Origin of the sequence: Pseudomonas sp. V88_4, assembly GCF_029967985.1 — a bacterium.
GTDB lineage: Bacteria > Pseudomonadota > Gammaproteobacteria > Pseudomonadales > Pseudomonadaceae > Aquipseudomonas > Aquipseudomonas glycinae.
On sequence record NZ_JASCAF010000036.1, the window covers coordinates 23355 to 50057 of the forward strand.

Here is a 26703-nt window from a genome sequence, read left to right on the forward strand (position 1 = left end):
ATTTCAGGACTGGTCGGACGCGTATTCGTAGTTGTAATAGCTGCCGTTGCCGTAATAGCTGGCGGCGCGCTTCTCGACGCCGTTGAACACCGCGCCCTTCAACTCGATACCGTTCTGGGCGAAACGCCGGATCGTCATCTCGATTTCCTTGGCCGGGTTCACCCCGAACCGCGCGACGATCAGACTGATGCCGGCCTCGCGACCGACAATCGCCGCATCGGTCACCGCCAGCAGCGGTGGCGTGTCGATGATTACCACGTCATAGCGCTCGCTGAGTTGCGCCAACAGGTCGCGGAAATTCGCGTGCATCAGCAGTTCGGAAGGATTGGGCGGAACCTGGCCACGGCTGATGAAGTGCAGGTTGTCGACTTCGACCTTGTTGATCGCCTGCTCGAGGGTGCAGCGCTTGACCAGCAGATCCGACAGGCCGTTGGTGATCGGCGTGTTCAGGGTCTTGTGCAGATGCCCCTTGCGCATGTCGGCGTCGATCAGCACCACGCGCTGCCCGCTCTGGGCCATGACCGCCGCCAGGTTGGAAGAGACGAAGGTCTTGCCGACCTGCGGGCTCGGGCCGGAAATCATGATGCGGTTGTTGGTCGAATCCAGCGCCGCGAAGTGCAGGCAGGTGCGCAGGCTGCGGATCGATTCGATGGACAGGTCCGTCGGGTTGCGCAGGGCCAGCAGATACGCCGGCGTGTCCGCCGCGACTTTGGCCCGGACTTTTTTGCTGTCCTCTTCCTGTTGCAGGGCGCTGTAGGGAATCGACGCGTAGACCGGCAAGCCAAGCTGCTCGATGGCCTCCGGCCCTTCCAGGCCCTTGCTCAGGGATTTGCGCAACAGCACCAGCGCGACGCCGACGAAGGCGCCGAGGAAGGTGGCGATCAACACAATCAGGGCTTTTTTCGGTTTGACCGGGCTGGTCAGGTCGACGTCCGCCGTATCCACCAGGCGCACGTTACCCACGGCACCGGCGCGGATGATGTCCAGCTCCTGGGATTTGTTCAGCAACTGGGTGTAGATCTGCGAAGCGACTTCGACATCGCGGGTCAGGTTAAGCAGCTCTTGCTGTGTCGCCGGCAGGTCCTGAACCTTGCCTTCCAGCGAACGCTGCTGCTGGGTCAATTCACCGATCTGGGTCATCAGCGCGCGGTAGGCCGGATGCTGTTTGGTGAACTTGCGGTCCATCTCCGCCTGCTGCAGTTTCAGCTCGGAAATCCGCGTTTCGAGCGCCACGGACTGACCGAGCACCGATTGGGTTTCCAGCGAGATGTTCACGGTCTTGCCGTGGGTCTGATAGGCGTTGAGCGCGTCGCTGGCCTTGGCCAGATCACGCTTGACCTGCGGCAACTGGCTTTGCAGGAAGGCCAGGCTCTGCGCGGCTTCGGCGGAGGTGCGGCGTACGTTCTGATCGACGTACAGCGCGGCGATCTTGTTGAGGATCTTCACCGCTTCGGCGGCGTCGCTGCTGGCCAGGGCCAGGCGGATGATCCCCGATTCCTTGCCTTGCTCGGAGATGTCCAGCGCGTCCTGATAACCCTGAATGGTCACGATTCGTGGGTTGCGCACCACTTCGAAATGGGTTCCGGGATTGGCCAACAGTTGCGCGACCTGCCCTTCTACACCGTCCTGGGCGAAGGCTTCGCCAGCCACGCCGTCGACCAGCAGGTTGTCGTTGTCGTCCAGCAGCTGGAAGCGATGTTGTTCGCCGGCGATCAGGGTGAGTTTCTTGCCCAGCAATTCCTTGGGCAGATTGAGCTTGGCAAACTCCAGGCGCTCACCGCCCCAGGCGTAGCTGCTCAGGCCGAAACGCGGCGGCGCGACGCTGAATTCGGTCTCGCCGCGATAGCGCCGGGAAAGAAAGCCGCCGATCAGCGGGAAGGTGTTGGGGGTGACGTCGATGTCCAGGCGCAGGTCGTCGACTGTCTTGCCGATTACCGCGCGGGATTTGATGATGCCGATTTCGGTCACCGACGGCGATTGCCCGCCGAGCATGCTGTTGAGGTCGGAAAAACCGAGCATGTCGTTCTTTTTCGGCTCGACCTGCACCAGGGCGTTGGCCAGATACACCGGCGTGGCCAAAATCGCATAGGCCACACCGGTCATCATGAATGCGCCGGTGAACGCACCGATCAACCACTTCTGATCGATCAGGCTGCCGAAGATGCCGAGAAGATCAATACTGTCTTGATCATTTTCACGGGTGCCGATTACTGACGGTAACTGCATAAGTCTTTCTTACCATTCACTGAACTGAAGAATATTCATCAACGCGCCAGGCGTTGCGCCCATGAGCTAACAGCATCTTCAATCAATGCATGGGCATGAATAAAAGCGGCTTGCCCCTGACGATACGGGTCCTGTATTTCTCGTTCGCTCTGCCACTTGCCCAGCAGAAACACTTTGCCCCTGGCGTGAGAGGCAATCTTCAGTACTTGATTAACATGTTGTTTTTCCATCACCAGAATCAGGTCTGATTCATTGACGATGTCCGCTGTCAGTTGCCGCGCCTTGAACCCTTCGGCACTGTGACCGCGTTCTTCCAGCACCTGGCGCGCGGTCGACTCCATGCCTTCGCCGACCCGCGCAGAAAGGCCCGCGGAGGTCACGCTGATCGCCGAGGGGGTCAGCGCATTGCGCAACAGAAGTTCCGCTGTCGGACTTCGGCAGATATTGCCTACGCAAACGACAAGAATCTTTTTGAACAAGGTTTACTTTCCCGTGTAATGTCAATCGGCCAACATGCCTTGCAAATTCGAGTGAACCCGCAAGACCTTCCTTCACTCGGAAATAGATTCACCCTTAATACCGATGCATTAAGTACCACGGCCTCTAAAAGTCTCCCAACCAGAATTACCGGACTAAAAATAACTGTGATTTTCAGGCGAAAGTTTTCCGACAAAAAATAACATTCGTGCACTTAGCATCCTGATTGCCCTCGAAACCTGTGTAACGAGATAACCCTTCGCTAGATGTCATTCTCATCAGGAGAGCCGACATGAAATCAGCACATCTCAAACATCTGGGTGCCGCCACCCTGTTGATGCTCAGTGCTACCGCACAGGTTCACGCCAGTACGCTGTTCCCGTCATTGCCCACCCGAACCATCGGCGTGCAGGTCAAGATCCAGAACTTCACCCCGAGCGACGCCGAGCAGATCAAAGCGGCCGGATTCAGCTTTGTGCGCTTCGGCGTCTGGAGCGACAGCCTCGGCGCCAAGGCTTATCAGAAACAGATCAGCGATGCGTTTGCGGCAGCTCGCTCCGCCGGGTTGCCGGTCTTGATGACCGTGCGCGCCACCAAGCCGTTGAGCGGCGACCTGGCGACCGCCGGCGAGGCCTTCGCCAACGCGGTTACCGGGCTTGAGCAAACCTGGAGCGCACAACTGGTGGGGATCGAAATCTGGAATGAGCCGGATCTCGACACTTACTGGCCCACCGGGGACTTCAAAAACACCTTCGTGCCGTTCATGACGGCCATGTGCAAGACGCTGCAGGGCAAGCCGCAATCGACGCCTCTGGTGGGCTTCGGTTTTGCCCGCCCGCCGACGGCCGGTTCCGCCTCGACAGTGGCACTCAACAGCATTCTCGGCACCTATCCCGAGTGCCTGGACGCCATTTCCTATCACCCCTACGGCATGACCGCGACGCAGATCAGCAACGCGCAGACCTTCATCCAGCAAAACTTCCGTCTGCCGGGGGTCATCAGTGAATGGGGCATCTCGGCGCTCGCTTCAAACGGTGGGCCGGAAGGGCAAGCCAGTAAAATCTCCGCGTTCATCGCCGATGTTAAAAAACTCAACATTCCGCTGACGTCGATTTATGAATGGAAGAACAGCGAATCAGGCAGCAACGACCGGGAGAAGAATTTCGGCCTGCTGACCTCCGACGGCCAGCCGAAACCGGCACAGGCGGCGGTCTCGACTCATTTGAACGCCGATTGAGCGGTACAGCGGGTCGGTTGCTTTGAACCTGTGGTCCTTTTTGGCATCGTATTGATCGATAACGCGTCCCGCCTTTCAAACAGCCGTTTTCAGGTTGTTGCCACCGGGGCGCTCGATACGCCGACATGCCCTTGAGTGGCTGTCGGCGCTCGGGTAATGTCACCAGACCCATAGGACAGAGCACGCTCATGACTTCCAAGCTGGAACAACTCAAACAGTTCACCACCGTCGTGGCCGACACCGGCGACTTCGAAGCGATCGCCCGGGTCAAACCGGTCGACGCCACCACCAACCCTTCCCTGCTGCTCAAGGCAGCGGCGATTCCGGCCTACGCCGAACTGCTGAACGCCAGCGTGCGCGACTGCAAGGGCGATGTCGGCCTGGCCAGCGACCGTTTCGGCGTCGCGGTCGGTCAGGAAATCCTTAAAGTGATCCCGGGCCGCATTTCCACTGAAGTAGATGCGCGCCTGTCGTTCGACCAGGACGCGGTGCTCAAGCGCGCCCATCGCCTGATCGAGCTGTATGACAAGGCTGGCGTAGGCCGTGACCGTGTACTGATCAAGATCGCCTCGACCTGGGAAGGCATCCGCGCCGCCGAGATCCTGGAAAAGGAAGGCATCCAGACCAACCTGACCCTGCTGTTCTCCTTCGCTCAGGCCGCTGCCTGCGCCGATGCCGGCGTGTTCCTGATCTCGCCGTTCGTGGGTCGCATCTACGACTGGTACAAGAAGGCCAACGGCAACGACTACACCGGTGCCGACGATCCGGGCGTACAGTCCGTGACGCGCATCTACAACTACTACAAGGCCAATGACTACAAGACCGTGGTCATGGGCGCGAGCTTCCGCAACCTCAGTCAGATCGAGCAACTGGCCGGCTGCGACCGCCTGACCATCAGCCCGGACCTGATCGAGAAACTGGCGGCCGACACCGGCAAGCTGGAACGCAAACTTGCTCCGGGCCATGCTGGCGAAGCACGTCTGAGCCTCAACGAAGCGCAATTCCGCTGGTTGTCCAACGAAGACGCGATGGCTACCGAGAAACTGGCCGAAGGCATCCGTCAGTTTGCCCGCGACCAGGAAAAACTCGAGGCGCTGCTGCAAGCCAAGCTGTAATCAGCCGAGCGCAAACGCAAAAAGGGCGAACCCTCACAGGTTCGCCCTTTTTTGTGCCCGGCAGATTGATCGATCAATGCCGCTCGAGGGCATTCACCAGGTCATGGAAGGCTTCGCGGTTGGAGTCGTTCAGGCCCATGAGGATCTTGTGCGCTTCAAGCACCTTGACCCGCACCACCTCTTCCGACTGATCCTGATCCGGCAGATCATCAAGGCATTCCGGGCACGGCACGGGATGATTGACGATATTGAACACCTGCTCGAAACCCATCGACTGCAACAGACGGGTGATGTCCTCGTGGGTGGTGACCACGGTCGGCAGCAGGCCGACCTTCTGCCGCGACAGGATCGACAGCTTGGCCAACAGGCCCAGGGTGGTGCTGTCGATGCTGCGGGTTTCGGTCAAATCGATCACGATCGCGTTGAAATTCAGCGCGGTGAAGATTTTTTCAATAGTCGCATCCAACGCCGAACACAGGGTCAGGCGAACTTCACCGACGAACTTCAGGACGAAGGTGCCGTCCTGCTCGGCGAACTGGATTCTACCGGTACTCATCAAAGATTCCTGCTCAACACCAACAGGGCGATATCATCCGGCATCTCCCCTAGCGTGGCCAATCCAAAAACCTGCCGCAGACCATCCAGGCTGCCGCCCGCCGACTTCACCTTTTGCGGCAAAGCGGCTTCTTTCTCTTTGAGTGTGGGCTCTGGCAAAAGATCCAGAATGCCATCAGACATCAGCGTCAGGCTGAACGTCGGTGGCAGCTCGAGCACGTGGTCTTCGTAGGTGGCTTCGTTGAAAAGCCCCACCGGCAGACCGCGCCCCTCGAGGTAGCGAACACTGTCAGGCGTGTACAACACAGGCAACGGCAGATGGCCGCCGATGCTATAGGTCAACAAACCGGTCTCCTCGTCGATGACTCCACCGACCATTGTGACGTGTTTACCCAGCTTACAACTGATCAGCCCCCGGTTGATATGACCGAGGACTTCCGAAGGCTTGAATTCCGGCAGGGTGCCGTTGCGCTTGGATTCGAACAGCAAGCGCGTGGTCATGAACTTCAACAGTACGGTGACGAACGCCGAAGAAGCACCGTGACCGGAAACGTCCGCCAGGTAGAACGCCACCCGGCGCTCGTCGACACGGAAGTAGTCGACAAAATCACCCGACAGGTACAGCGACGGGATGATCTGGTGCGCGAACCTGAACTCGTCGATGGCCCACGGACTTTCCGGCAGCATGTTCATCTGCACCTGGCGACCGGCGTTCTGGTCTTCCTGGAGCAGGTTCAGGCTGGCTTCGAGTTCGCGGTTGGCCTTTTCCAGTTTCTCGCGGTAGCGCTGGTTTTCCAGCAGCAGACGCGCACGATCCAGGGCCCGGCGCACGGAATGCTCGAGCACGGCCAGATCTTCGAGAGGCTTGATCAGGTAATCCGCCGCGCCCAGGCGCAGGGCCTCGACCGCGTCGTTCATCACGCCGGCGCCCGAGACCACGATCACCGGAGTCTGCGGCGACCGCTCAGTGACCTGACGGATGAGTTCGAGACCGCCCATCTGCGGCATGCGCAGATCGCAGATGACCAAGTCGGGCGTGTCTTGCTCGAATACCTGAAGACCCTGCTGGCCGTTACTGGCCTGCAAGACGCTGAAACCACTGTCTTCCAAATAGGCCGCGAGGCTCGCGCGCACTACTTCGTCATCATCGATTATCAGCAGCGTGGCACTGGTTTTTGGCATGTGGGCAAACGGCGCCAGAATTAGGTTGGCGTAGCAGGCGGGGCAACGGCCCGGCGCAGACTACTGGATTCGCTTTCTAGCCTCTCTGCTGCACCGCTTCGGAGCGTTCGCACCGCACACGGTTGCACCAGAGGTGCCCTTCTAAGGCGCAGACGGTACTCCCATCCTTCGAGCGTTTCAAGCATGCGCCGATGGTCGCTTGGAGACTTTGTTTGTCAAATCACTCGCAGTTATAAGAACGGCTTCAACCGTAACCCAATCATTGGACGCGCCCACAAAAAAGGCGACCTCGAGGCCGCCCTTTCATACCGATCAACCGAGATCAGAAATCGTCTTCGACCTGCCCGTCCTTGACCTTGAACTCGCGGTTCTGCAGGTAAGCGTTGCGGATGAAGGTGTACTTGTCGCCGCTGATCAGCTTCTCGCTCGACAGCAGGCTGGCACGGGTGTCGACGATGTTCAGGCCATAAATCGTGTTGCGCGCCGGAATATCGTTCATGTAGCGATACGGTGCGGTGTAGGTGTCGAAGTATTTCGACGGCGCATCGCGCAAGGTGCTTGGGCCCAGCAGCGGCAGCATGACGTATGGACCGCTGCTCACGCCCCAGTATCCGAGGGTCTGGCCGAAGTCTTCATCACTGCGCTGCAGGCCCATCTTGGTGCCCACGTCGAAGAAGCCCAGCAGGCCGAACGTGGTGTTGAAGATCAGGCGCGCAGTGTCGACACCGGCAGCCGCAGGCTTGGCCTGGAGAATGTTGTTCGCCAGGTTGGTGATGTCACCGACGTTGCGGAACATGTTGTGGATGCCGTCTTCCAGGAATTGCGGAGTAACAAATTCGTAGCCCTGCGCCAGAGGCTTCAGCGCATAGGTGTCAACGAAATCGTTGAACTGGAAGATCGGGCGGTTGACGCTTTCCCAAGGGTCTTCTTCCGTTGCGGCCTGAGCGGCGAACGGCACCAGCATCACGCTGGCACATACACAAAGCTGAGCAAGAGGATGGCTCCAGCGCATAGAAAACTCCTTGGATAGTACGGACGCAGCACCTGGGCCGCGGCGATTAGTGCGTCAGTATAAGACGGAAACGGCGCTTTAGGCAGTTCCCCCGGTGAAACCCTCTGTAGGACGCTTCGTCACCGGCCTGTCATGCAACTGTCACCGACATTGCCTAGCCTGATCGCTATTTCAGGGACGTTTTCCATGCCTCAAGCCGAAGCCTTGCCCCTCGCGGCACCGACGCTGACCGCCGTGCTGTTCGGACTCAGCGGCTGTCTGGTGGACTTCGGCGCCCGCGCCCGTCATCACACCAGCGTCGGCCCGGAACTCGCCGACGTCACACCCGGCGCCCTCGACAGCCTGCGCAGCCTGCAGCGCCAGCAAATTCCCTGCGCCTGGCTGGATGAGTTGTCTGCAAGCTTCACTCAAGTGCTGTCATCCACACTGCCTGACTGGATCAAACCTTCGCAACATTCGGCAACAATCAATCCATGGCCGGCGCCCAACGCCTGCTGGCAAGCGCTGATGGGCTTGAATGTCGGTCGCCTCGACGGTTGCGTGCTGGTCAGCGGTGAACCGCGCCTGCTGCAATCGGGCCTGAATGCCGGGTTGTGGACCATTGGCCTGGCGTCCTGCGGTTCACTGTGCGGCCTGGCGCCGAGCGAATGGCAGGCCCTGAGCCAGAAAGAACGCGAACAACGGCGCGGCAAGGCGACGGTGCAGCTGTTCGGCCTGGGCGTACACTCGGTGATCGATCATCTGGGCGAACTCGACACTTGTCTGGCGGACATCAACCTGCGCCGCCTCAAAGGCGAAAAGCCCTGACCGGGATCATGCAGGTTGGCCAAGAGTGGATTAGTCTTAAGGAGAGCCATAGACCTTTGGCGCACGGCTGCGGTCTATGCCAGTGCCTCTCGATAAAAGGAAACAACCATGCCCGCTCAAGAACTGCAGAAACAGCTCAATGCCCTGCGCGAGCAACTGGATCAAAACCCTCCGCTGACCGAAGCCGAGCGCGCTGATCTACATGCCCTGATGGAACAGATCGAACTGGAACTCGAACTTGAAACCAAGACCCAGGACTCCAGCATTGCCGATGGCGTGAATCTGGCGGTTGATCGCTTTGAGCTCGAACACCCCGCCATCGCCGGCACATTGCGCAACATCATGAATTCATTGGTCAGCATGGGCATCTAACACCCGCGAATGCAAAAAAGCCCTGCCATCACTGGCAGGGCTTTTTCATGTCCGCGAGGCGGGTTACTGACGAACCAGACGGTGGTTCGGCAGTTGCACGCTCTCAGTGCTGCGGTACGGGTTGATGTCCAGCCCGCCCCGGCGCACGTAACGCGCGAACACCGTGAGTTTTTCCGGTTTCAGCAGGCGCTGCAGGTCGAGGAAGATCCGCTCCACGCACTGCTCGTGGAAGTCCGAGTGCTGACGGAAGCTGACGATGTACTCCAGCAAACTGGCGTGATCCAGCGCCGCGCCACGGTATTCCACCACCACGCTGCCCCAGTCCGGCTGGCTGGTCACCGGGCAGTTGGATTTGAGCAGATGGCTGTGCACGCTCTCCTCCACCAACCGCGAATCGTCGCAGCGCAGCAGTTCAGGACGCGGGTGTTCGTAGTTGCTGACGCTGATATCCAGATCGTCGATGCACACGCCCGGCAGCGCGACAACGCCTTCGGCTTCGACGTCTTTCAGGCTGCGAACCCGCACGCCCACCGGCTTGCCGGCAGCAGCGGACAAATCCTTGACCAGCGTCGCCTCCAGGCTCGCGGTGTCGGCGAACGGCGTCTGGTTCAGCGAGTTCAGGTACAGCTTGAACGACTTGGATTCGATGATGTTCGGCGAATCCGCCGGAATGCTGAATTCACCGATCGCCACCACCGGTTTACCCGACGGCAGCAGCCACGACAGTTCGAAGCAGTTCCAGAAATCCACGCCTTTATACGGCAGGGTATCGGCGGTCAGGCCCAATTCGGCCCATTTCGCGGTGCGCGGGATCGGGAACAGCAGGGACGGCGTGTACGTGGCGATGTATTCGCTGGATTTGCCCAGCGGCGAATGTTCGGCTGCGGGATGCATGGCTGAAACCTGACTGAAGAATCAGCGGATTCTACCAGCCTTTGCTTCTGCCTTTGAGTGCTTACTGACTGACAGTCAGTTTGCCGACCATTCCCGCCTGGTAATGCCCGGGAATATTGCAGGCAAACTCCAGGTTCACCGCTTTGCTGAAGGTCCAGGTCAACTCGGCTGTTTTACCGGGCTCCACCAGCACACTGTTGGGGTCGTCATGCTTCATCCCATGCCCCATCGAGCCGTGATCCATGCCCGCCATGTCGTGGGACATTTCCTTCATGCCGGTCGGCGTCAGCATGCCGCTTTGCTGCATCTGCAACATTTCCTGCTGATGTTTTGCATGCATCGTTGCGTCGCCGAGGTTGAATTCGTGCAACAACTGGCCTTTATTCACCAGCACAAAACGAACGGTCTCACCGGCCTTGATCTCGATCGCCTTCGGATCGAAGCTCATGTCGCCCATCACCACTTCAATGCTGCGGGTGGCCTTGGCCGCCGGGGCCGGCTGGCCGAAGTCATAGGTGTGCGCCGGCGACGCCCACAGCGGCGAACTCAGCGCCAGCAGACACGCGGCAAGGGCCAGACGGTTGCGCAAAAACATAGTCGTACTCCAATAAATCAAGGTTCAGCCTGTGGGAAACTCTAGCTCGCCTGCGCTGGCAGCGACCTGACAGAGAGATTACAACTTTGTCAGTTTGGCGCTCACCGCGTGAGCCCACGGTATAACGTCCTCGTTCCCGCTACCCGAGTTGCCCATGAAACTGCTGATCGTCGAAGACCAACCCAAAACCGGCCAGTACCTGCGCCAGGGCCTGACCGAAGCCGGTTTCAACACCGAACTGGTGGCCGACGGCACCACCGGCCAGCAATTGGCGTTGAGCGGCGACTATGCGCTGCTGATCCTCGATGTGATGCTGCCCGGACGCAATGGCTGGCAGATCCTGCAAGCGGTGCGCAGCGCCGGTCTGGAAACACCGATCCTGTTTTTGACCGCCAAGGACACCGTGGAAGACCGGGTGCATGGCCTCGAACTGGGCGCCGACGACTATCTGGTCAAACCGTTCGCCTTCTCCGAATTGCTGGCGCGGGTGCGCAGCCTGTTACGCCGCGGCAGTTCCACGCCCCAGGAAACCAGCCTGCGCCTGGCCGATCTGAGCCTGGATCTGATCCGCCGCCGGGTCGAACGCAACGGTCAACGTATCGACCTCACCGCCAAGGAGTTCGCCCTGCTGGAAATGCTCCTGCGCCGCCAGGGCGAAGTACTGCCTAAATCGCTGATCGCCTCGCAGGTCTGGGACATGAACTTCGACAGCGACACCAATGTGATCGAAGTGGCGATTCGCCGACTGCGCCTGAAGATCGATGACGACTTCCCCAACAAACTGATTCACACCGTGCGCGGCATGGGCTACGTCCTTGAAGAGCGTGCCGACTGATGCGCCGATTGTCGTTGAGCGGTCGGCTGGCGCTGCTGTTCGCCGGCTGCACCGCAGTGGTTTCGCTGGTCGCCGGGGTGGTGTTCAATCGGGCCAGCGAAGGCCACTTCATCGAACTCGACCAGCAATTGCTCGAAGGAAAACTGCTCAGCGTGCGTCAGACGCTGCGCAGCGGTAGCGACGCCGCGCACATCACCGATGAATTGAGCCAACAGGGCGATGTTTCGTTGCGTATCAGCAGCTCTGAGGGGCAGCGCTGGTTCGGCCGCTCGTTACATGCCCCGGCGAACCTGCCGCAACAGCCCGGCCTGGCCACCATCAGCGACAACGGCACCGACTATCGCCTGCTCAACGCCGCGCTTGAACCGGGAAAACCCGATTCCCCGCAATTGACCTTGCTGCTGGACATCACCCACCACCAGCACTTCCTGCAACGCATGCAGCATCTGATCTGGCTGACCGTCGGCCTCTCGGCGCTGGCTACCGCGCTGCTCGGTGCCTGGGCCGCCCGCAGCGGTCTTCGCCCGCTACGACGAATGAGTGCGGTCGCCCGTGGGATTTCGGCGCAATCGCTGAACGCCCGACTGCCGGAAGCCCGAATGCCCGCAGAACTCGCGGAATTGGCCCACAGCTTCAACGCCATGCTCGGACGCCTCGATGACTCCTTTCAGCGGCTGTCAGCGTTTTCCGCCGACATCGCCCATGAACTGCGCACGCCACTGTCAAACCTGCTGACTCAAACTCAGGTCACCCTGACCCGTCCTCGCCCCCTCGAAGACTATCGCGAAGCCCTGCACAGTAACCTCGAAGAGCTGCAATGGATGGCGCAGTTGGTGAACGACATGCTTTATCTGGCCAAGGCTGACCACGGCTTGCTGGTGCCCAAGCGTGAACCGCTGGAGCTGGCGGAGGAAGCCGATGCATTGCTGGAGTTTTTTGCGCCACTGGCCGAAGACGCCAAGGTCAGCCTGAGCCGTGACGGTGCGGGGCGATTCGAGGGGGATCGCGCGATGCTGCGTCGGGCGCTGTCGAATCTGCTGGATAACGCCTTGCGCTTTACCCCTGCTAACGGCGAAGTGCGCGTGCAGGTGGCCGAGCAGGCGAAATCCTTGAGGGTGGCAGTGGAGAACAGTGGTGAAGGGATTTCTGCGGAGTTGTTGCCGCGCTTGTTCGACCGCTTCTACCGGGCGGATCCGGCGCGCCAGGAAGGCAGCAGCGAGCATGCGGGATTGGGGCTGGCGATTACTCAGTCGATCATCCGGGCCCATGGCGGGCAGATTCACTGCGAATCGGCTCAGGGCTGGACGCGGTTTGTGATTGAGTTGCCGAAAAACGATTGAGGCCGGCAATGCCGGCCTCAATCGGGGAACTTACGAATAGCGCAACGCGTGCGCCGGTTCGATCTTCGCCGCCCGCCACGCCGGGTAAACGGTGGCCAGGAAGCTGAGGATGAAGCCCGCCGAGCAGATCAGCAGCACGTCACCGCCCTGCAATTCCGATGGCAGGTTGCTGACGAAGTACACGTCCGAACTGAAGATGTGCTGCCCGGTCACTCGCTCGACCCAGCCCACCATCTCACTGACATTCAGCGCAGCAATCACGCCCAACACACCGCCGATAATGGTGCCGACGATGCCGATCACCGTGCCCTGCACCATGAAGATCGCCATGATCTGCCGTGGTGTGGCGCCGATAGTGCGCAGGATCGCAATGTCCGCGCCCTTGTCGTTCACCACCATGATCAGGGTCGCGATGATGTTGAACGCCGCCACCGCGACAATCATCAGCAGCAACAGGCCGATCATGGTTTTTTCCATTTTCATCGCGCTGAACAGGCTGCCCTGGGTGTGGGTCCAGTCGTCAGCCTTGAAGTCGGCGCCGAGGCCGCTGGCGATATCCGACGAAACCTTCGGCGCGGCGTACAGATCCTTCACCGCCAGACGCACGCTCTGCACCTGATTCGGCTCCCAGTGTTGCATGGTCGCGGCGTCGGAGACGTGGATCAGGCCCATGGAACCGTCGAGTTCGGCTCCGACCTTGAACACGCCGACCACGTTCAGACGCTGCATGCGCGGGGTGATGCCGCCCGGTGCGGTGCTGACTTCCGGCACGATCAGGGTGATCTTGTCGCCGACATTGAGGCGGAAACGCCGGGCGGTGATTTCACCCAGCACTACGCCGAATTCACCCGGTTTCAAGGCATCGAGACGGCCCTGAACAATATGTTGGGCAACGATCGACACCTTGCCTTCCTGAGCCGGATCGACGCCGCTGATCTGGATCGGCTGCATCATGCCCTTGTAGGACAGCATGCCTTCCATCTCGGTGAACGGCACGGCGGCCGTCACCTCCGGGTTCTTCATCGCGGCGGCGGCCACTGGCTGCCAGTCGTCGATCGGCTTGACGCCGACGATGGTCGCGTGAGGCACCATGCCAAGGATGCGCGAGCTCATTTCGCGCTGGAAGCCGTTCATCACCGACAGCACCACGATCATCGCCAGCACGCCGAGGGCGAGGCCGATCATCGAGGTCATCGAAATGAACGAAACAAAGCGATTGCGGCGCTTGGCGCGGGTATAGCGCGTGCCGATAAAGATCGATAACGGTCTGAACATTCGCTGGGGCACCGTATAAAAATAAAAGACCCGATGCCTTTTCAGGCACCGGGTTTCAAGCCGTCAGATGGGGGTCAGGCAACCTTCCTGCAACTGCAGGACGCGGTCCATCTGGCGAGCCAGGTTCATGTCGTGAGTCACTACCAGAAACGCCGTGCGCATCGAAGTGCTGAGTTCCAGCATCAGATCCTGAATGCCTTCGGCGGTATGAGAGTCGAGGTTGCCGGTCGGCTCGTCGAGCATCACCAGCCCCGGATTGTTCACCAGTGCCCGGGCAATGGCCACGCGCTGGCGCTCGCCACCGGACAGTTCCGCCGGTTTGTGTTCCAGGCGATGGCCCAGACCGACCCGCTCCAGCAACGCCGTGGCACGCTGACGGGCTTCCGGGATCGCGGTCTTGCCGATCAGCAGCGGCATGCAGACGTTTTCCAGCGCGGTGAATTCCGGCAGCAGGTGATGGAACTGGTACACGAACCCGAGGGCACGGTTACGCAGCAGGCCACGCTTCTTCTCGCTCAGCGCCGACAGCTCTTCACCATCGAGCCAGACGCCGCCCTTGGTCGGCGTGTCGAGACCGCCCAGCAGGTTGAGCAAGGTACTTTTGCCCGAACCGGACTTGCCGACGATCGCCACCCGCTCACCCGGATGCAGCTCCAGTTGCAGGTTGGCCAGCACTTCCACCGACTCCGGGCCTTCCTCGTAGGATTTGCCCAGGTTGCGGCAGCTCAAGATTGCTTTTTCACTCATGCCCGACTCACTCATAACGTAGCGCCTCCGCAGGCTGGGTGCGCGCGGCACGCCAGGCTGGATACAGGGTGGCGAGGAAACTCAGGACCAACGCAGCGGCGCAGACCATGACCACGTCCTGGCTCTGCACCTGCGACGGCAGGTAATCGATGAAATACACGTCGGCGTTGAGGAATTTGTGTCCGATCACGCCTTCGAGGGCCGAAATCGCGGCGCTGACGTTGAGCGCGGCGAAGATCCCGACCACGGCGCCGATGGCCGTGCCGACCACGCCGATCACCGTGCCCTGCACCATGAACGTGCGCATGATCGTGCCCGGTGTGGCGCCCAGTGTGCGCAGAATGGCGATGTCGCCCTTCTTGTCATTCACCACCATCACCAGCGTGGAAATGATGTTGAACGCCGCCACGGCGACGATCAGCAGCAACAGCAGGCCGATCATGGCTTTTTCCATGCGGATCGCCTGATACAGGTTGCCGTGGGTACGGGTCCAGTCGCGGGCGTAGTAACGATCTTCGCCGAGTCGCTGGGCGATGTTCCATGCCTCACGCGGTGCCTGGAACAAATCGTCGAACTTCAGACGCAGGCCCTGCACCTGATCAGGCTTCCAGCGGTGCATCTTCGCCAGATCCTGCAGGTTGGTGACGCCCAGGTAGCCGTCCAGCTCGCCGGCGCCGACATGGAAGATGCCGACCACGGTGAAGCGTTTCATGCGCGGGAACATCCCGGCCGGGGTCACACTGACTTCCGGTGCGACGAAGGTGATCTTGTCACCGAGGCCCACGCCGAGCTTGGTCGCGGCCTTGTCGCCGATCACGATGCCGAAGCTGCCCGGCGTCAGATCGTCGAGTTTGCCCTGCTTCATGAAGTTGTCGATGATCGAGACGTTACGCTCCAGCGCCGGATCAATGGCATTGAGCAACACCTTGGACACCTGGCCGTTATTGGTCAGCAACCCCTGCATCTGGGTGAAAGGCGCGACGGCCGCCACCTGCGGGTTCTGCTTGACCTTGGCGGCCAGGCTCGGCCAGTCGTTGATGGCTTCACCGGACTCGATGGTCGCGTGAGGCACCATGCCCAGCACGCGGGTGCGCATCTCATGATCGAAGCCGTTCATCACCGACAGCACCACGATCATCACGACCACGCCAAGGGCGAGCCCGATCATCGAAGTCAGGGAAATGAATGACACAAAATGATTGCGACGTTTTGCACGGGTATAACGCGTGCCGATAAATACGAAGAGAGGTCTGAACATGTCGGGGCTTGTTCGGAGGGAAAAGGAACGTCCTTGTGGCGGGGGTCGATAACCAGCTTTACACTCAGACCACCGCCGCTACCATGGGTTCGCCATGTCGACATTAGATGAAGAAGATCGCCGCGAATACTACCGTATCGAGGACATGATCGCACTGGAAATTCGGCCCCTGTCCGCTCCCGAAGCCGCCGGCCAGGAAGTGTTGCAGGATGCTTCCCCGCTATTCAACCTGCTCAGCGAACTGCACCTGAGCGAATTCGAGTCGCAGCACCTGCTGCGCCAGATCAGTGAGCGCGACCGCGCCATCGCGGCGTTCCTGAAATCCCAGAACAAACGCATCGACCTGCTCAGCCAGGTAGTCGCCCTGACCGTGCTCGGCCATATCGGCGAGCCGCAACCGGTGATCATCTCCGAGGGCGGCATCGACTTTCAGCACCCGACGCCGATTGCCACCGGTGCGCACCTGTCGGTGAAACTGGTGCTGATGCCCCAGGCCCTCGGCCTGTTGTTGCGCGCCCGTGTGACCCATTGCGACCGCAAGGGCGACGGCTACGACGTCGGCACCGAGTTCGAGCACCTGACCGACGCCCAGCGCCAGTTGCTCGCCCGCTATATCTTGCAGAAGCAGGCCCAGGAACGACGTCTGGCCCGCGAACAGAACGAATCAGGCATCTAAATTAAGGAAGAACCGTGACCCTTATCTACGGCCACCGCGGCGCCAAGGGCGAAGCACCGGAAAACACCCTGAGCAGTTTTCAGGAATGTCTCAAGCACGGCGTACGCCGTTGCGAGCTGGACCTGCACCTGTCCAAGGACGGCGAGCTGATGGTCATCCACGACCCGACCCTCAAGCGCACCACCGACCGGCGCGGCAAGGTGGTCGAGCACACCGCCGCCGAGCTGGTGACCTACGATGCGCGCAAGGGCGGTCCGGGCTGGATAAAGCCGTGCCCGATTCCGACGCTGGAAGAACTGTTCGAAAATTGCGATTTCGAGCACTGGCAGCTGGAAGTCAAAAGCGCTTCGCGCACCCGCGCCGCGACCACCGTGCTGGCGATCCGTGAAATGGCGGTCAGGCACGGACTGCTCGACAGGGTGACGATCACCTCGAGTTCGCGGGAAGTTTTGAAGGCTGCACTGGATCTGGTGCCCGACGTATCGCGCGGCCTGGTGGCCGAATACGCCTGGCTCGACCCGTTGAAGGTCGCGCAAAGTTACGGTTGCGAGATTCTGGCGTTGAACTGGACGCTGTGTACGCCGGAACGCCTGCAAAAAGCGCAGCGTCAGGGGCTGCATGTATCGGTGTGGACCGTCAACGAGCCTGCGCTGATGCGCAGACTCGCCGACTTCGGCGTTGACAGCCTGATTACAGACTTTCCCGGTTTGGCCACTGCCACCCTCGGGAATTGCTGAAATCGGTCTCCCCGGCCGGCTCAGGCCACCGGCCGGAGCCCGTCAAAAAAGCCGGTTGAGGCCGTCGTACGCCGCTACCCGATAGGCTTCGGCCATGGTCGGGTAGTTGAACGTCGTGTTGACGAAGTACTTCAGGGTGTTCAGTTCGCCCGGCTGGTTCATGATCGCCTGACCGATGTGCACGATCTCCGACGCCTGATAACCGAAACAGTGAACGCCCAGCACTTCCAGGGTTTCACGGTGGAACAGGATCTTCAGCATGCCTTGCGGCTCGCCGGCGATCTGTGCCCGCGCCATGCTCTTGAAGAACGCCTTGCCCACTTCGTACGGCACCTTGGCCTGGGTCAGTTCCTGCTCGTTCTTGCCGATCGAACTGATCTCCGGAATGGTGTAGATGCCGGTCGGCACATCATTCACGAAACGCCAGCTGCCATTGTCGACGATGCTGCCGGCGGCCGAACGACCCTGGTCATGGGCGGCACTGGCCAGGCTCGGCCAGCCGATCACGTCACCGGCACCATAGATGTTCTGCACGCAGGTGCGGTAGTTCTCGTCGACTTCGATCTGGCCACGGCTGTTGACCTTGACCCCGATGTTTTCCAGACCCAACTGATCGGTGTTGCCAGTACGGCCGTTGCACCAGAGCAAGGCGTCGGCCTTGATCTTCTTGCCGGACTTCAGGTGCAGGATCACGCCGTTGTCCACGCCTTCGACGCGGTCATATTCTTCGTTGTGACGCACGGTGATGTTGTTGTTGCTGAAGTGGTAGCTCAACGCCTGGGAAATTTCTGAGTCGAGGAAGCTCAGCAACTGACCGCGGTTGTCCACCAGCTCGACCAGCACGCCCAGACCGCTGAAGATCGAGGCGTATTCACAGCCAATCACGCCGGCGCCATAAACGATCAGTTTGCGCGGGGTGTGGCCGAGGCTGAGGATGGTGTCGCTATCGTAGATACGCGGGTGGTGGAAATCGATGTCCGCCGGGCGATAAGGACGCGAACCGGTGGCGATGATGATGTGCTTGGCCACCAGTTTCTCGACCACGCCGTTGGCGCAGACCACTTCGATGGTTTGCTCGTCGGCGAAGCTGCCGGTGCCAATAAACACGTCCACGCGGTTACGGGCGTAGTAGCCGGTACGCGAAGCGACTTGTTTGGAGATGACTTTCTCGGCGCTTTTCAACACGTCCGGGAAGGAGAACCAGCGTGGCTCGCCGATCGCCCGGAACATTGGATTGGTGTTGAACTGCATGATCTGCCGCACCGAATGACGCAGGGCCTTGGACGGGATGGTGCCCAGGTGTGTGCAGTTGCCGCCGACCTGACGACGGCTGTCGACCATCGCCACCTTGCGCCCTGCTTTGGCGGCGTTCATTGCCGCGCCTTCTCCCGCCGGGCCGGAACCCAGCACCACCACGTCGTAGTTGTAGACAGCCATGCGTACTCCTCAGAACAGGCCGCGGTGCCAGCAGCACCGGCGGCTAAATCACGCCGAACGACGGCGCGAAGGAACAATTGGGGGCCAGTAGAAAACCCGGACACAGTCTATAGAAGCGTCAACGCCGCGCACATTAACCCTTGGTCGCGTCGTAGGCTACTTTTGCCTGCACTACAACGCCAGCTTTCGTACTGTTCTCAGTCAACTTTTGCGCCACTGAGCCGTTCAAAAGCGTGACTGGTGCGTGTGACGAAACCTGTATCGGCACGAATCACAAAGAATGCACCAATGTCGTGTTTTTCGGCATAGTCCCAGGCCCTTTCAGGCCCGAGAATCAGCAACAGAGTCGATAGTCCATCGGCCATCAGCGCTGAAGGATGAATCACCGTGACCGACGCCAGGTCATGTAGGACGGGTGCACCGGTCCGGGCATCGAAAGTGTGGGAATAGCGCTGTCCATCCTGCTGAAAATAGTTGCGATAGTCGCCGGAGGTGGACAGGCCGTAGCCATCCACATTAATGACGCGCTCTGCCACCTGCTGATCGTCTTGCGGTTCTTCCAGAGCGATACGCCACGGCGAACCATCAAGCTTCTTGCCGGACGCCTTGAGCTCGCCGGTGGCTTCCGCGAGAAAGTCATGGATGCCCAGGGCCTCGAGCCGCGCAGCAATGGTGTCGACCGCGTAACCGGCGGCGATGCTGTTGAAATCCACCTCGACCGCCGCATCCTTGCACAACCGGTCGCCGTCGATGCGCAGGTGTTGATGACCGACTCGCTGGCGCACTTCGGCCAGCGCCGCCGCATCCGGGACTTTTTCCTCACGCCCCTGCGGGCCGAAACCCCACAGATTCATCAGCGGTTCGACGGTGAGGTCGTAGGAGCCTTCGCTTTGTTGCGACAGCTGCTCACCCACGCGGATCAATTCAAGGACCGGCGCGGGCATGACCTGACAGCGATCAGCCGGCAATGCATTGAAGCGCGAGATGTCGGAGTCCGCACGGTAAGTCGACATCTGCCGGTCGACATCCGCGAGGATTTTTTCCACTTCGACACGCACCTCCTGCGGCGCAGGCAGATTGGCGTGGCGCACGTACTTGATCGAATAGGTGCTGCCCATCGTCGGGCCGCCGAAAGTCTCCAGGGAATCACCGTTGCCGCAGCCGGACAAAAAAACGGTCAGCAGCACGAGAATTCCCCAGCGTCCAGTTAACAATTCTTCATCTCCCCGCAAAACCGCGCCGGCCATTATGGGCTACGAGCGCAACGCTTTCTTACAAGATTTAGAGCGAGTACCTACCCATGTCTTCCACGACCGGCAAAGGCAAGGCGATTTTTCGCGTTGTCAGCGGCAACTTTCTCGAGATGTTCGACTTCATGGTCTACGGCTTCTACGCCACGGCCATTGCCAAGACCTTCTTCCCCACCGACAGCGCCTTCGCATCCCTGATGCTGTCTCTGGCCACTTTCGGCGCCGGCTTCCTGATGCGTCCGCTGGGGGCGATTTTTCTCGGTGCCTATATCGACCGTCACGGCCGGCGTCAGGGCTTGATCATCACGCTGGCCCTGATGGCGGCCGGCACCGTGCTGATTGCCTGCGTGCCGGGCTACGCCACCCTTGGGGTTGCCGCGCCGCTGATCGTGCTGTTCGGCCGATTACTGCAAGGTTTCTCGGCCGGTGTGGAACTGGGCGGAGTGTCGGTGTATCTGGCGGAAATCGCCACGCCGGGCCGCAAGGGCTTTTTTGTCAGCTGGCAGTCCGCCAGCCAGCAAGCCGCCGTGGTGTTCGCCGGCCTGCTCGGTGTCGCCCTCAACCACTGGCTGAACCCGGAACAGATGGGCGAATGGGGCTGGCGTGTGCCGTTCCTGATCGGCTGCATGATCGTTCCGGTGATTTTCGTCATCCGTCGTTCGCTGGAGGAAACCCCGGAGTTCCAGGCGCGCAAACATCGCCCTACCCTGCAGGAAATCGTCCGCTCGATCGGTCAGAACTTTGGCATCGTCATCGCCGGCATGGCACTGGTGGTCATGACGACGGTGTCGTTCTACCTGATCACTGCCTACACACCGACCTTCGGCAAGGCGGAATTGCACCTGTCGGACTTCGATGCGTTGCTGGTGACTGTGTGCATCGGTCTGTCGAACTTCTTCTGGTTGCCGGTAATGGGCGCAGTATCCGACAAGGTCGGGCGTAAACCCCTACTGTTGGCGGCGACGATTCTGGCGATCCTGACCGCTTATCCGGCGCTGTCGTGGCTGGTGGCGAACCCGAGCTTCAGCCATTTGCTGATCGTCGAGTTGTGGCTGTCGTTCCTGTACGGCTCGTACAACGGGGCGATGGTGGTGGCGCTCACCGAGATCATGCCGGTAGAAGTTCGTACGACCGGATTCTCGCTGGCCTACAGCCTGGCGACCGCAACCTTCGGTGGATTTACGCCGGCGGCCTGCACTTATCTGATCCATGTGCTGGACAACAAGGCGGCACCGGGGATCTGGCTCAGCGGCGCAGCTGTGTTGGGCCTGATCGCCACGCTGGTGCTGTTCCGTGGCAACAGGCACGAACTGCGCACGGCACAAGCCGCTATCCCCCGCTAAGGCAAATCGCGCACAAACAAAAACGCCCCGACCAGAGTCGGGGCGTTTTCATTTGCAGCTAAGGCTTAGCGCGGGAACGCTGGCGGGTTTACACCGGCCATGTCTTCCATTACGCGAACCACCTGGCAGCTGTAACCGAACTCGTTGTCGTACCAGACGTACAGAACAACGCGGTTGTCCTGAACGATGGTCGCTTCAGCGTCGACCACACCGGCGTGGCGCGAACCCACGAAGTCAGTCGAAACCACTTCCTGCGAGTTGACGAAGTCGATTTGCTTGTGCAGATCGGAGTGCAGCGCCATGTAGCGCAGGTACTCGTTCATCTCTTCACGGGTGGCGGCTTTCTCAAGGTTCAGGTTGAGAATGGCCATCGACACGTTCGGCGTCGGAACACGGATCGCGTTACCGGTCAGCTTGCCGGCCAGCTCAGGCAGGGCCTTGGCAGCAGCGGTGGCAGCACCGGTCTCGGTGATCACCATGTTGAGCGCGGCGCTACGGCCACGGCGATCGCCCTTGTGGAAGTTGTCGATCAGGTTCTGGTCGTTGGTGTACGAGTGAACGGTTTCGACGTGACCGTTGATGATGCCGAACTTGTCATTCACGGCTTTCAGCACCGGCACGATGGCGTTGGTGGTGCAGGAAGCGGCGGACACGATCTTGTCGTCAGCAGTGATTTCGTTGTGGTTGATACCGTGAACGATGTTCTTCAGCTTGCCCTTGCCAGGCGCGGTCAGAACAACGCGGTCGATACCCGGGCACGCCAGGTGCTGACCCAGGCCATCGGCATCACGCCATACACCGGTGTTGTCCACCAGCAGCGCATCTTTGATGCCGTACTGGGTGTAATCCACTTCGGTAGGGTTCTTCGCGTAGATAACCTGGATCAGGTTGCCGTTGGCGGTGATGGTGTTGTTTTCTTCATCGATGGTGATGGTGCCGTTGAACGAACCATGTACCGAATCGCGACGCAGCAGGCTGGCACGCTTGGTCAGGTCGTTTTCGGCGCCCTTGCGCACCACGATGGCACGCAGACGCAGGCCGTCGCCGCCACCGGTTTTCTCGATCAGGATACGCGCCAGCAGACGGCCGATACGACCGAAGCCGTACAGTACAACGTCGGTGCCTTTGCGTGCCGAAGCGTTTTGCTGGCCAACCACGTCAGCCATTTCTTCGCGAACGAACTGCTCGGCGGTGCGGCCGTTGCCTTCGTTGCGGAATTTGTACGCCAGCTTGCCCAGATCTACCGAGGCCGCGCCGAGCTTGAGCTCGCTCATGGCCTTGAGCAGTGGGAATGTTTCGTGGACGGAGAGTTCGCTGTCGTCGGCAGAACGGTGGCGAGCAAAGCGGTGAGCTTTGAGAATCGCGATGACAGACTGGTTGATCAGGCTGCGGCCATAGATCGAGCTCACCACGTTGTTGTTGCGGTAGAGCTGACCGATAAGCGGAATCATCGCTTCTGCGAGTGCTTCACGGTCGATCCATTCACCAAGACACTGGTCGGGCTTCTGAGTCACGGTAACCTTCCACATGTAGGGGCAGAAAAAAGGGGCTACATTATGCCGCCGAGAACCTCTTGTAGCAATGCGCGCTTGTCGCGCAATCGGTAACAAAAATCCGTCCAAAAAAATAACGCTCTCCGCCAGCCCAGTAAATACGGGGCTTCCAGCGCAGTCAGTTTTTCGACGACTGTCAGACGATGTCTGTAACCCTCCGTAACACCATCAACTTTTGGCACTACATAACCGTAAAAAAAGCGCTGGTTTTTATGGTTACCACTACATTTTTCTCAAACAGCGCAGATAGACGCATCCTGCAACTGACAGGCGGCACCGGACGCCGCTACAATTACCGACTTTGTCGCAACGCCTGGAGCTCAACCTTCCGTGCCTGTTCTGCGTCTACCGCTTCTCCCTGCCGCGGCAGGTAAACAGCACTGGGGCAACCTCCCCGGTGCCGCCCTGAGCCTGGCGATTGCCGAGGCTGCCAGCGCTGCCAAGCGCTTCACGCTGCTTTTGACCGCCGACAGCCAGAGTGCCGAACGGCTGGAACAGGAGCTGAGTTTCTTCGCTCCGGATTTGCCGGTGCTGCATTTCCCGGACTGGGAAACCCTGCCCTACGATCTGTTTTCGCCGCACCAGGACATCATCTCCCAGCGCATCGCCAGCCTTTATAGACTGCCGGAGCTGGAACATGGCGTGCTGGTAGTGCCGATCACCACCGCCCTGCATCGCCTGGCGCCGACCAAATTCCTGCTCGGCAGCAGCCTGGTACTGGATGTCGGGCAGAAACTCGATGTCGAGCAAATGCGCTCGCGGCTCGAAGCCAGCGGCTATCGCTACGTCGACACGGTTTACGAACACGGCGAGTTCACGGTGCGTGGCGCGTTGATCGACCTGTTCCCGATGGGCAGCAAACTGCCGTATCGCATCGATCTGTTCGACGACGAAATCGAAACCCTGCGTACCTTCGATCCGGAAAACCAACGCTCCATCGACAAGGTCGATTCGGTCAAGCTGCTTCCGGCCAAGGAATTCCCGCTGCAGAAAGAGGCGGTCACCCGCTTCAAGGCGCGCTTTCGCGAGCGCTTCGACGTCGACTTCCGTCGCTGCCCGATCTTTCAGGACCTGAGCAGCGGCATCACACCGGCCGGTATCGAGTACTACCTGCCGCTGTTCTTCGAAGAAACCTCGACGCTGTTCGATTACCTGCCGCAGGACACCCAGGTGTTCTCGCTGCCGGGTATCGAGCAGGCGGCGGAAAACTTCTGGAACGACGTGCGCAACCGTTATGAAGAGCGCCGCGTCGACCCTTCGCGTCCCTTATTGCCGCCAGCCGAACTGTTCCTGCCGGTGGAGGACTGCTTTGCCCGCCTGAAGAACTGGCCGCGCGTGGTCGCCAGTCAGCAGGACGTTGAGTCCGGTGCAGGCCGCGAGCGTTTCCCGGCGCAGGCACTGCCGAATCTGGCGATCGAAGCCAAGGCTACCCAGCCGCTGGCCGCGCTGTCGGCATTCCTCGACGAATTCCCCGGACGCGTGCTGTTTACCGCCGAATCCGCCGGTCGCCGTGAAGTATTGCTGGAGTTGCTGGATCGCCTGAAGCTGCGGCCGAAAACCGTCGACAGCTGGCCGGACTTCGTCGCGAGCAAGGATCGCCTGGCGATCACCATCGCCCCGCTCGACGAAGGCCTGATGCTCGACGACCCGGCGCTGGCACTGGTCGCGGAAAGTCCGCTGTTCGGCCAGCGCGTGATGCAACGTCGCCGTCGCGAAAAACGCGCCGACGCCAACAACGATGCGGTGATCAAGAACCTCACCGAACTGCGTGAAGGCGCGCCGGTGGTGCACATCGATCACGGTGTCGGTCGCTACCTGGGTCTGACAATTCTGGAAATCGACAATCAGGCCGCCGAATTCCTGACCCTTGAATACGCCGAGAACGCCAAGCTCTACGTGCCGGTGGCCAACCTGCACCTGATCGCCCGCTACACCGGCAGCGACGATGCGCTGGCCCCACTGCATCGCCTCGGCTCCGAGACCTGGCAGAAAGCCAAGCGCAAGGCCGCCGAGCAAGTGCGCGACGTCGCTGCCGAATTGCTTGACATCTATGCCCGCCGCGCCGCCCGCGAAGGTTATGCGTTCGCCGATCCGAAGGCCGATTACGCAACCTTCAGCGCCGGCTTCCCGTTTGAAGAAACACCGGACCAGCAATCCACCATCGAAGCCGTGCGCGAGGACATGCTTTCGCCGAAACCGATGGATCGACTGGTCTGCGGCGACGTCGGTTTCGGCAAGACCGAAGTCGCCATGCGCGCCGCATTCATCGCCGTGCACGGCGGCAAGCAGGTGGCGATCCTGGTGCCGACCACCCTGCTCGCCCAGCAGCACTACAACAGTTTCCGCGACCGCTTCGCCGACTGGCCGGTGACCGTGGAAGTGATGAGCCGCTTCAAGTCGGCCAAGGAAGTCAACGCAGCGGTGGCCGAACTGGCCGAAGGCAACATCGACATCGTCATCGGCACGCACAAGCTGCTGCAGGACGACGTCAAGATCAAAAACCTCGGGCTGGTGATCATTGACGAAGAGCACCGTTTCGGTGTCCGTCAGAAGGAACAGCTCAAGGCCCTGCGTAGCGAAGTCGACATTCTTACGCTGACCGCCACGCCGATTCCGCGCACGCTGAACATGGCGGTGTCGGGCATGCGCGACCTGTCGATCATCGCCACGCCGCCGGCGCGACGCCTGTCGGTGCGCACCTTCGTCATGGAGCAGAACAAGAGCACGGTCAAAGAGGCCTTGCTGCGTGAGCTGCTGCGTGGCGGTCAGGTCTACTACCTGCACAACGACGTGAAGACCATCGAGAAGTGCGCCGCTGACCTCGCCGAACTGGTACCGGAAGCGCGGATCGGTATCGGCCACGGGCAGATGCGCGAACGCGAACTCGAACAGGTGATGAGCGACTTCTACCACAAGCGCTTCAACGTGCTGATTGCCTCGACCATCATCGAGACCGGCATCGACGTACCGAGCGCCAACACCATCATCATCGAGCGTGCCGACAAGTTCGGCCTGGCGCAGTTGCACCAGTTGCGCGGCCGAGTTGGCCGTAGTCACCACCAGGCTTACGCTTACCTGCTGACCCCGCCACGCCAGCAAATCACCGGCGATGCGGAAAAACGTCTGGAGGCGATTGCCAATACTCAGGATCTGGGTGCCGGTTTCGTGCTGGCCACCAACGATCTGGAAATCCGTGGCGCCGGCGAATTGCTGGGCGACGGTCAGAGCGGGCAGATTCAGGCTGTCGGCTTCACGCTGTACATGGAAATGCTTGAGCGCGCGGTGAAGTCGATCCGCAAGGGCGAACAGCCGAACCTCGACCAACCGCTCGGCGGTGGCCCGGAAGTCAACCTGCGGGTGCCGGCGCTGATTCCGGAAGATTACCTGCCGGACGTTCACGCACGCCTGATCCTGTACAAACGCATCGCTTCGGCCACCGACGAGGAAGGTCTGAAGGATCTGCAGGTCGAGATGATTGACCGCTTTGGTCTGCTGCCGGAGCCGACCAAAAATCTGGTGCGCATCACGGCGCTTAAATTGCAGGCCGAGCAGCTGGGCATCAAGAAAGTCGATGGCGGCCCGCAAGGTGGCCGTATCGAGTTCGCGGCACAGACGCCGGTCGATCCGATGACCCTGATCAAACTGATCCAGAGCCAGCCAAAACGCTACAAATTCGAAGGCGCCACGATGTTCAAGTTCCAGGTGCCGATGGAGCGCCCGGAAGAGCGCTTTAATACTGTGGAGGCGCTGTTCGAACGCCTCATCCCGAAAACTGCTTGA

23 protein-coding genes are annotated in these 26703 nt (G+C 60.3%); 10 read left to right on the forward strand and 13 right to left on the reverse strand.

What is annotated here, in order from left to right:
• Window positions 1–3: 3 nt before the first annotated feature.
• Window positions 4–2226: a polysaccharide biosynthesis tyrosine autokinase gene (locus QLG12_RS13885; protein ID WP_282474722.1), complete on the reverse strand. Its 2223-nt coding sequence runs from the start codon at window positions 2224–2226 to the stop codon at window positions 4–6.
• 38 nt (window positions 2227–2264) lie between these two features.
• On the reverse strand, window positions 2265–2705 hold the full coding sequence (locus QLG12_RS13890) for a low molecular weight protein-tyrosine-phosphatase (protein ID WP_011335170.1): 441 nt from the start codon (window positions 2703–2705) through the stop codon (window positions 2265–2267).
• Window positions 2706–2995: 290 nt separating this feature from the next.
• Between QLG12_RS13890 and QLG12_RS13895 the strand changes: the two genes are divergently transcribed.
• Together QLG12_RS13895 and tal are read left to right on the forward strand one after the other, a co-directional pair.
• On the forward strand, window positions 2996–3940 hold the full coding sequence (locus tag QLG12_RS13895) for a glycosyl hydrolase family 5 (RefSeq protein WP_282474723.1): 945 nt from the start codon (window positions 2996–2998) through the stop codon (window positions 3938–3940).
• A 188-nt stretch (window positions 3941–4128) separates the two neighbouring features.
• The gene (tal, locus tag QLG12_RS13900) at window positions 4129–5055 is read left to right on the forward strand and encodes a transaldolase (RefSeq protein ID WP_011335172.1); all 927 of its coding nucleotides are present in this window, start codon (window positions 4129–4131) and stop codon (window positions 5053–5055) included.
• Between the two features lie 73 nt (window positions 5056–5128).
• Here tal and rssC read toward each other — a convergent pair whose 3' ends face one another.
• The 3 genes from rssC to QLG12_RS13915 all read right to left on the reverse strand — a co-directional run bounded on the left by rssC (window position 5129) and on the right by QLG12_RS13915 (window position 7804).
• Window positions 5129–5611: an anti-sigma factor antagonist RssC gene (rssC, locus tag QLG12_RS13905; protein ID WP_024013621.1), complete on the reverse strand. Its 483-nt coding sequence runs from the start codon at window positions 5609–5611 to the stop codon at window positions 5129–5131.
• Window positions 5611–6792, reverse strand: coding sequence for a two-component system response regulator RssB (rssB, locus tag QLG12_RS13910; RefSeq protein ID WP_041475374.1), 1182 nt, complete (start codon window positions 6790–6792; stop codon window positions 5611–5613). The genes rssC and rssB overlap by 1 nt, the downstream gene beginning before the upstream one ends.
• A 322-nt stretch (window positions 6793–7114) precedes the next feature.
• Window positions 7115–7804 carry a VacJ family lipoprotein gene (locus tag QLG12_RS13915; protein ID WP_282474724.1) on the reverse strand — a complete coding sequence of 230 codons (690 nt, stop codon included), beginning with the start codon at window positions 7802–7804 and terminating at the stop codon, window positions 7115–7117.
• Between the two features lie 186 nt (window positions 7805–7990).
• Between QLG12_RS13915 and QLG12_RS13920 the strand changes: the two genes are divergently transcribed.
• Complete coding sequence (locus QLG12_RS13920; protein WP_197869954.1) at window positions 7991–8611, forward strand: HAD family phosphatase; 621 nt, start codon at window positions 7991–7993, stop codon at window positions 8609–8611.
• Between the two features lie 108 nt (window positions 8612–8719).
• The gene (locus tag QLG12_RS13925) at window positions 8720–8983 is read left to right on the forward strand and encodes a DUF4404 family protein (protein WP_179694268.1); all 264 of its coding nucleotides are present in this window, start codon (window positions 8720–8722) and stop codon (window positions 8981–8983) included.
• A gap of 63 nt (window positions 8984–9046) precedes the next feature.
• Here QLG12_RS13925 and queF read toward each other — a convergent pair whose 3' ends face one another.
• Together queF and QLG12_RS13935 are read right to left on the reverse strand one after the other, a co-directional pair.
• Window positions 9047–9877, reverse strand: coding sequence for an NADPH-dependent 7-cyano-7-deazaguanine reductase QueF (queF, locus tag QLG12_RS13930; RefSeq protein WP_197869953.1), 831 nt, complete (start codon window positions 9875–9877; stop codon window positions 9047–9049).
• A 61-nt stretch (window positions 9878–9938) separates the two neighbouring features.
• Window positions 9939–10472 carry a cupredoxin family protein gene (locus QLG12_RS13935; RefSeq protein WP_103386743.1) on the reverse strand — a complete coding sequence of 178 codons (534 nt, stop codon included), beginning with the start codon at window positions 10470–10472 and terminating at the stop codon, window positions 9939–9941.
• 154 nt (window positions 10473–10626) lie between these two features.
• On the opposite strand from QLG12_RS13935, the gene QLG12_RS13940 reads away from it, so the two are divergent.
• Both QLG12_RS13940 and QLG12_RS13945 read left to right on the forward strand, forming a co-directional pair.
• On the forward strand, window positions 10627–11307 hold the full coding sequence (locus tag QLG12_RS13940) for a heavy metal response regulator transcription factor (RefSeq protein WP_064381080.1): 681 nt from the start codon (window positions 10627–10629) through the stop codon (window positions 11305–11307).
• Window positions 11307–12647, forward strand: a complete 1341-nt coding sequence (locus tag QLG12_RS13945; RefSeq protein WP_197869952.1) for a heavy metal sensor histidine kinase — start codon at window positions 11307–11309, stop codon at window positions 12645–12647. The genes QLG12_RS13940 and QLG12_RS13945 overlap by 1 nt, the downstream gene beginning before the upstream one ends.
• 30 nt (window positions 12648–12677) lie before the next feature.
• Here the strand turns inward: QLG12_RS13945 and QLG12_RS13950 are convergent, their stop codons facing one another.
• The 3 genes from QLG12_RS13950 to QLG12_RS13960 form a co-directional block, all read right to left on the reverse strand.
• Window positions 12678–13922, reverse strand: coding sequence for a lipoprotein-releasing ABC transporter permease subunit (locus QLG12_RS13950; RefSeq protein WP_011335181.1), 1245 nt, complete (start codon window positions 13920–13922; stop codon window positions 12678–12680).
• Between the two features lie 63 nt (window positions 13923–13985).
• Window positions 13986–14669, reverse strand: a complete 684-nt coding sequence (gene lolD, locus QLG12_RS13955; RefSeq protein ID WP_162831788.1) for a lipoprotein-releasing ABC transporter ATP-binding protein LolD — start codon at window positions 14667–14669, stop codon at window positions 13986–13988.
• Between the two features lie 7 nt (window positions 14670–14676).
• A complete protein-coding gene (locus QLG12_RS13960; RefSeq protein ID WP_039772786.1) occupies window positions 14677–15927 on the reverse strand; it encodes a lipoprotein-releasing ABC transporter permease subunit in 1251 nt (416 codons plus the stop codon).
• A 94-nt stretch (window positions 15928–16021) separates the two neighbouring features.
• Between QLG12_RS13960 and QLG12_RS13965 the strand changes: the two genes are divergently transcribed.
• Together QLG12_RS13965 and QLG12_RS13970 are read left to right on the forward strand one after the other, a co-directional pair.
• On the forward strand, window positions 16022–16603 hold the full coding sequence (locus QLG12_RS13965; protein ID WP_007968195.1) for a PilZ domain-containing protein: 582 nt from the start codon (window positions 16022–16024) through the stop codon (window positions 16601–16603).
• Between the two features lie 14 nt (window positions 16604–16617).
• Complete coding sequence (locus QLG12_RS13970; RefSeq protein ID WP_282474725.1) at window positions 16618–17340, forward strand: glycerophosphodiester phosphodiesterase family protein; 723 nt, start codon at window positions 16618–16620, stop codon at window positions 17338–17340.
• Between the two features lie 42 nt (window positions 17341–17382).
• Here QLG12_RS13970 and sthA read toward each other — a convergent pair whose 3' ends face one another.
• Both sthA and QLG12_RS13980 read right to left on the reverse strand, forming a co-directional pair.
• A complete protein-coding gene (gene sthA, locus QLG12_RS13975; protein ID WP_102688107.1) occupies window positions 17383–18777 on the reverse strand; it encodes a Si-specific NAD(P)(+) transhydrogenase in 1395 nt (464 codons plus the stop codon).
• A gap of 197 nt (window positions 18778–18974) precedes the next feature.
• Entirely contained in the window at window positions 18975–20024 is a 1050-nt protein-coding gene (locus tag QLG12_RS13980; protein WP_197869950.1) for an FAD:protein FMN transferase, read from the reverse strand.
• Between the two features lie 53 nt (window positions 20025–20077).
• On the opposite strand from QLG12_RS13980, the gene QLG12_RS13985 reads away from it, so the two are divergent.
• Window positions 20078–21370 (forward strand): MFS transporter, encoded by a 1293-nt coding sequence (locus QLG12_RS13985; protein WP_197869949.1) that lies wholly within the window; start codon window positions 20078–20080, stop codon window positions 21368–21370.
• Window positions 21371–21435: 65 nt separating this feature from the next.
• On the opposite strand, the gene QLG12_RS13990 is transcribed toward QLG12_RS13985, so the two are convergent.
• Complete coding sequence (locus QLG12_RS13990) at window positions 21436–22899, reverse strand: glyceraldehyde-3-phosphate dehydrogenase (RefSeq protein WP_011335187.1); 1464 nt, start codon at window positions 22897–22899, stop codon at window positions 21436–21438.
• A 354-nt stretch (window positions 22900–23253) separates the two neighbouring features.
• Between QLG12_RS13990 and mfd the strand changes: the two genes are divergently transcribed.
• The gene (gene mfd / locus QLG12_RS13995; RefSeq protein ID WP_197869948.1) at window positions 23254–26703 is read left to right on the forward strand and encodes a transcription-repair coupling factor; all 3450 of its coding nucleotides are present in this window, start codon (window positions 23254–23256) and stop codon (window positions 26701–26703) included.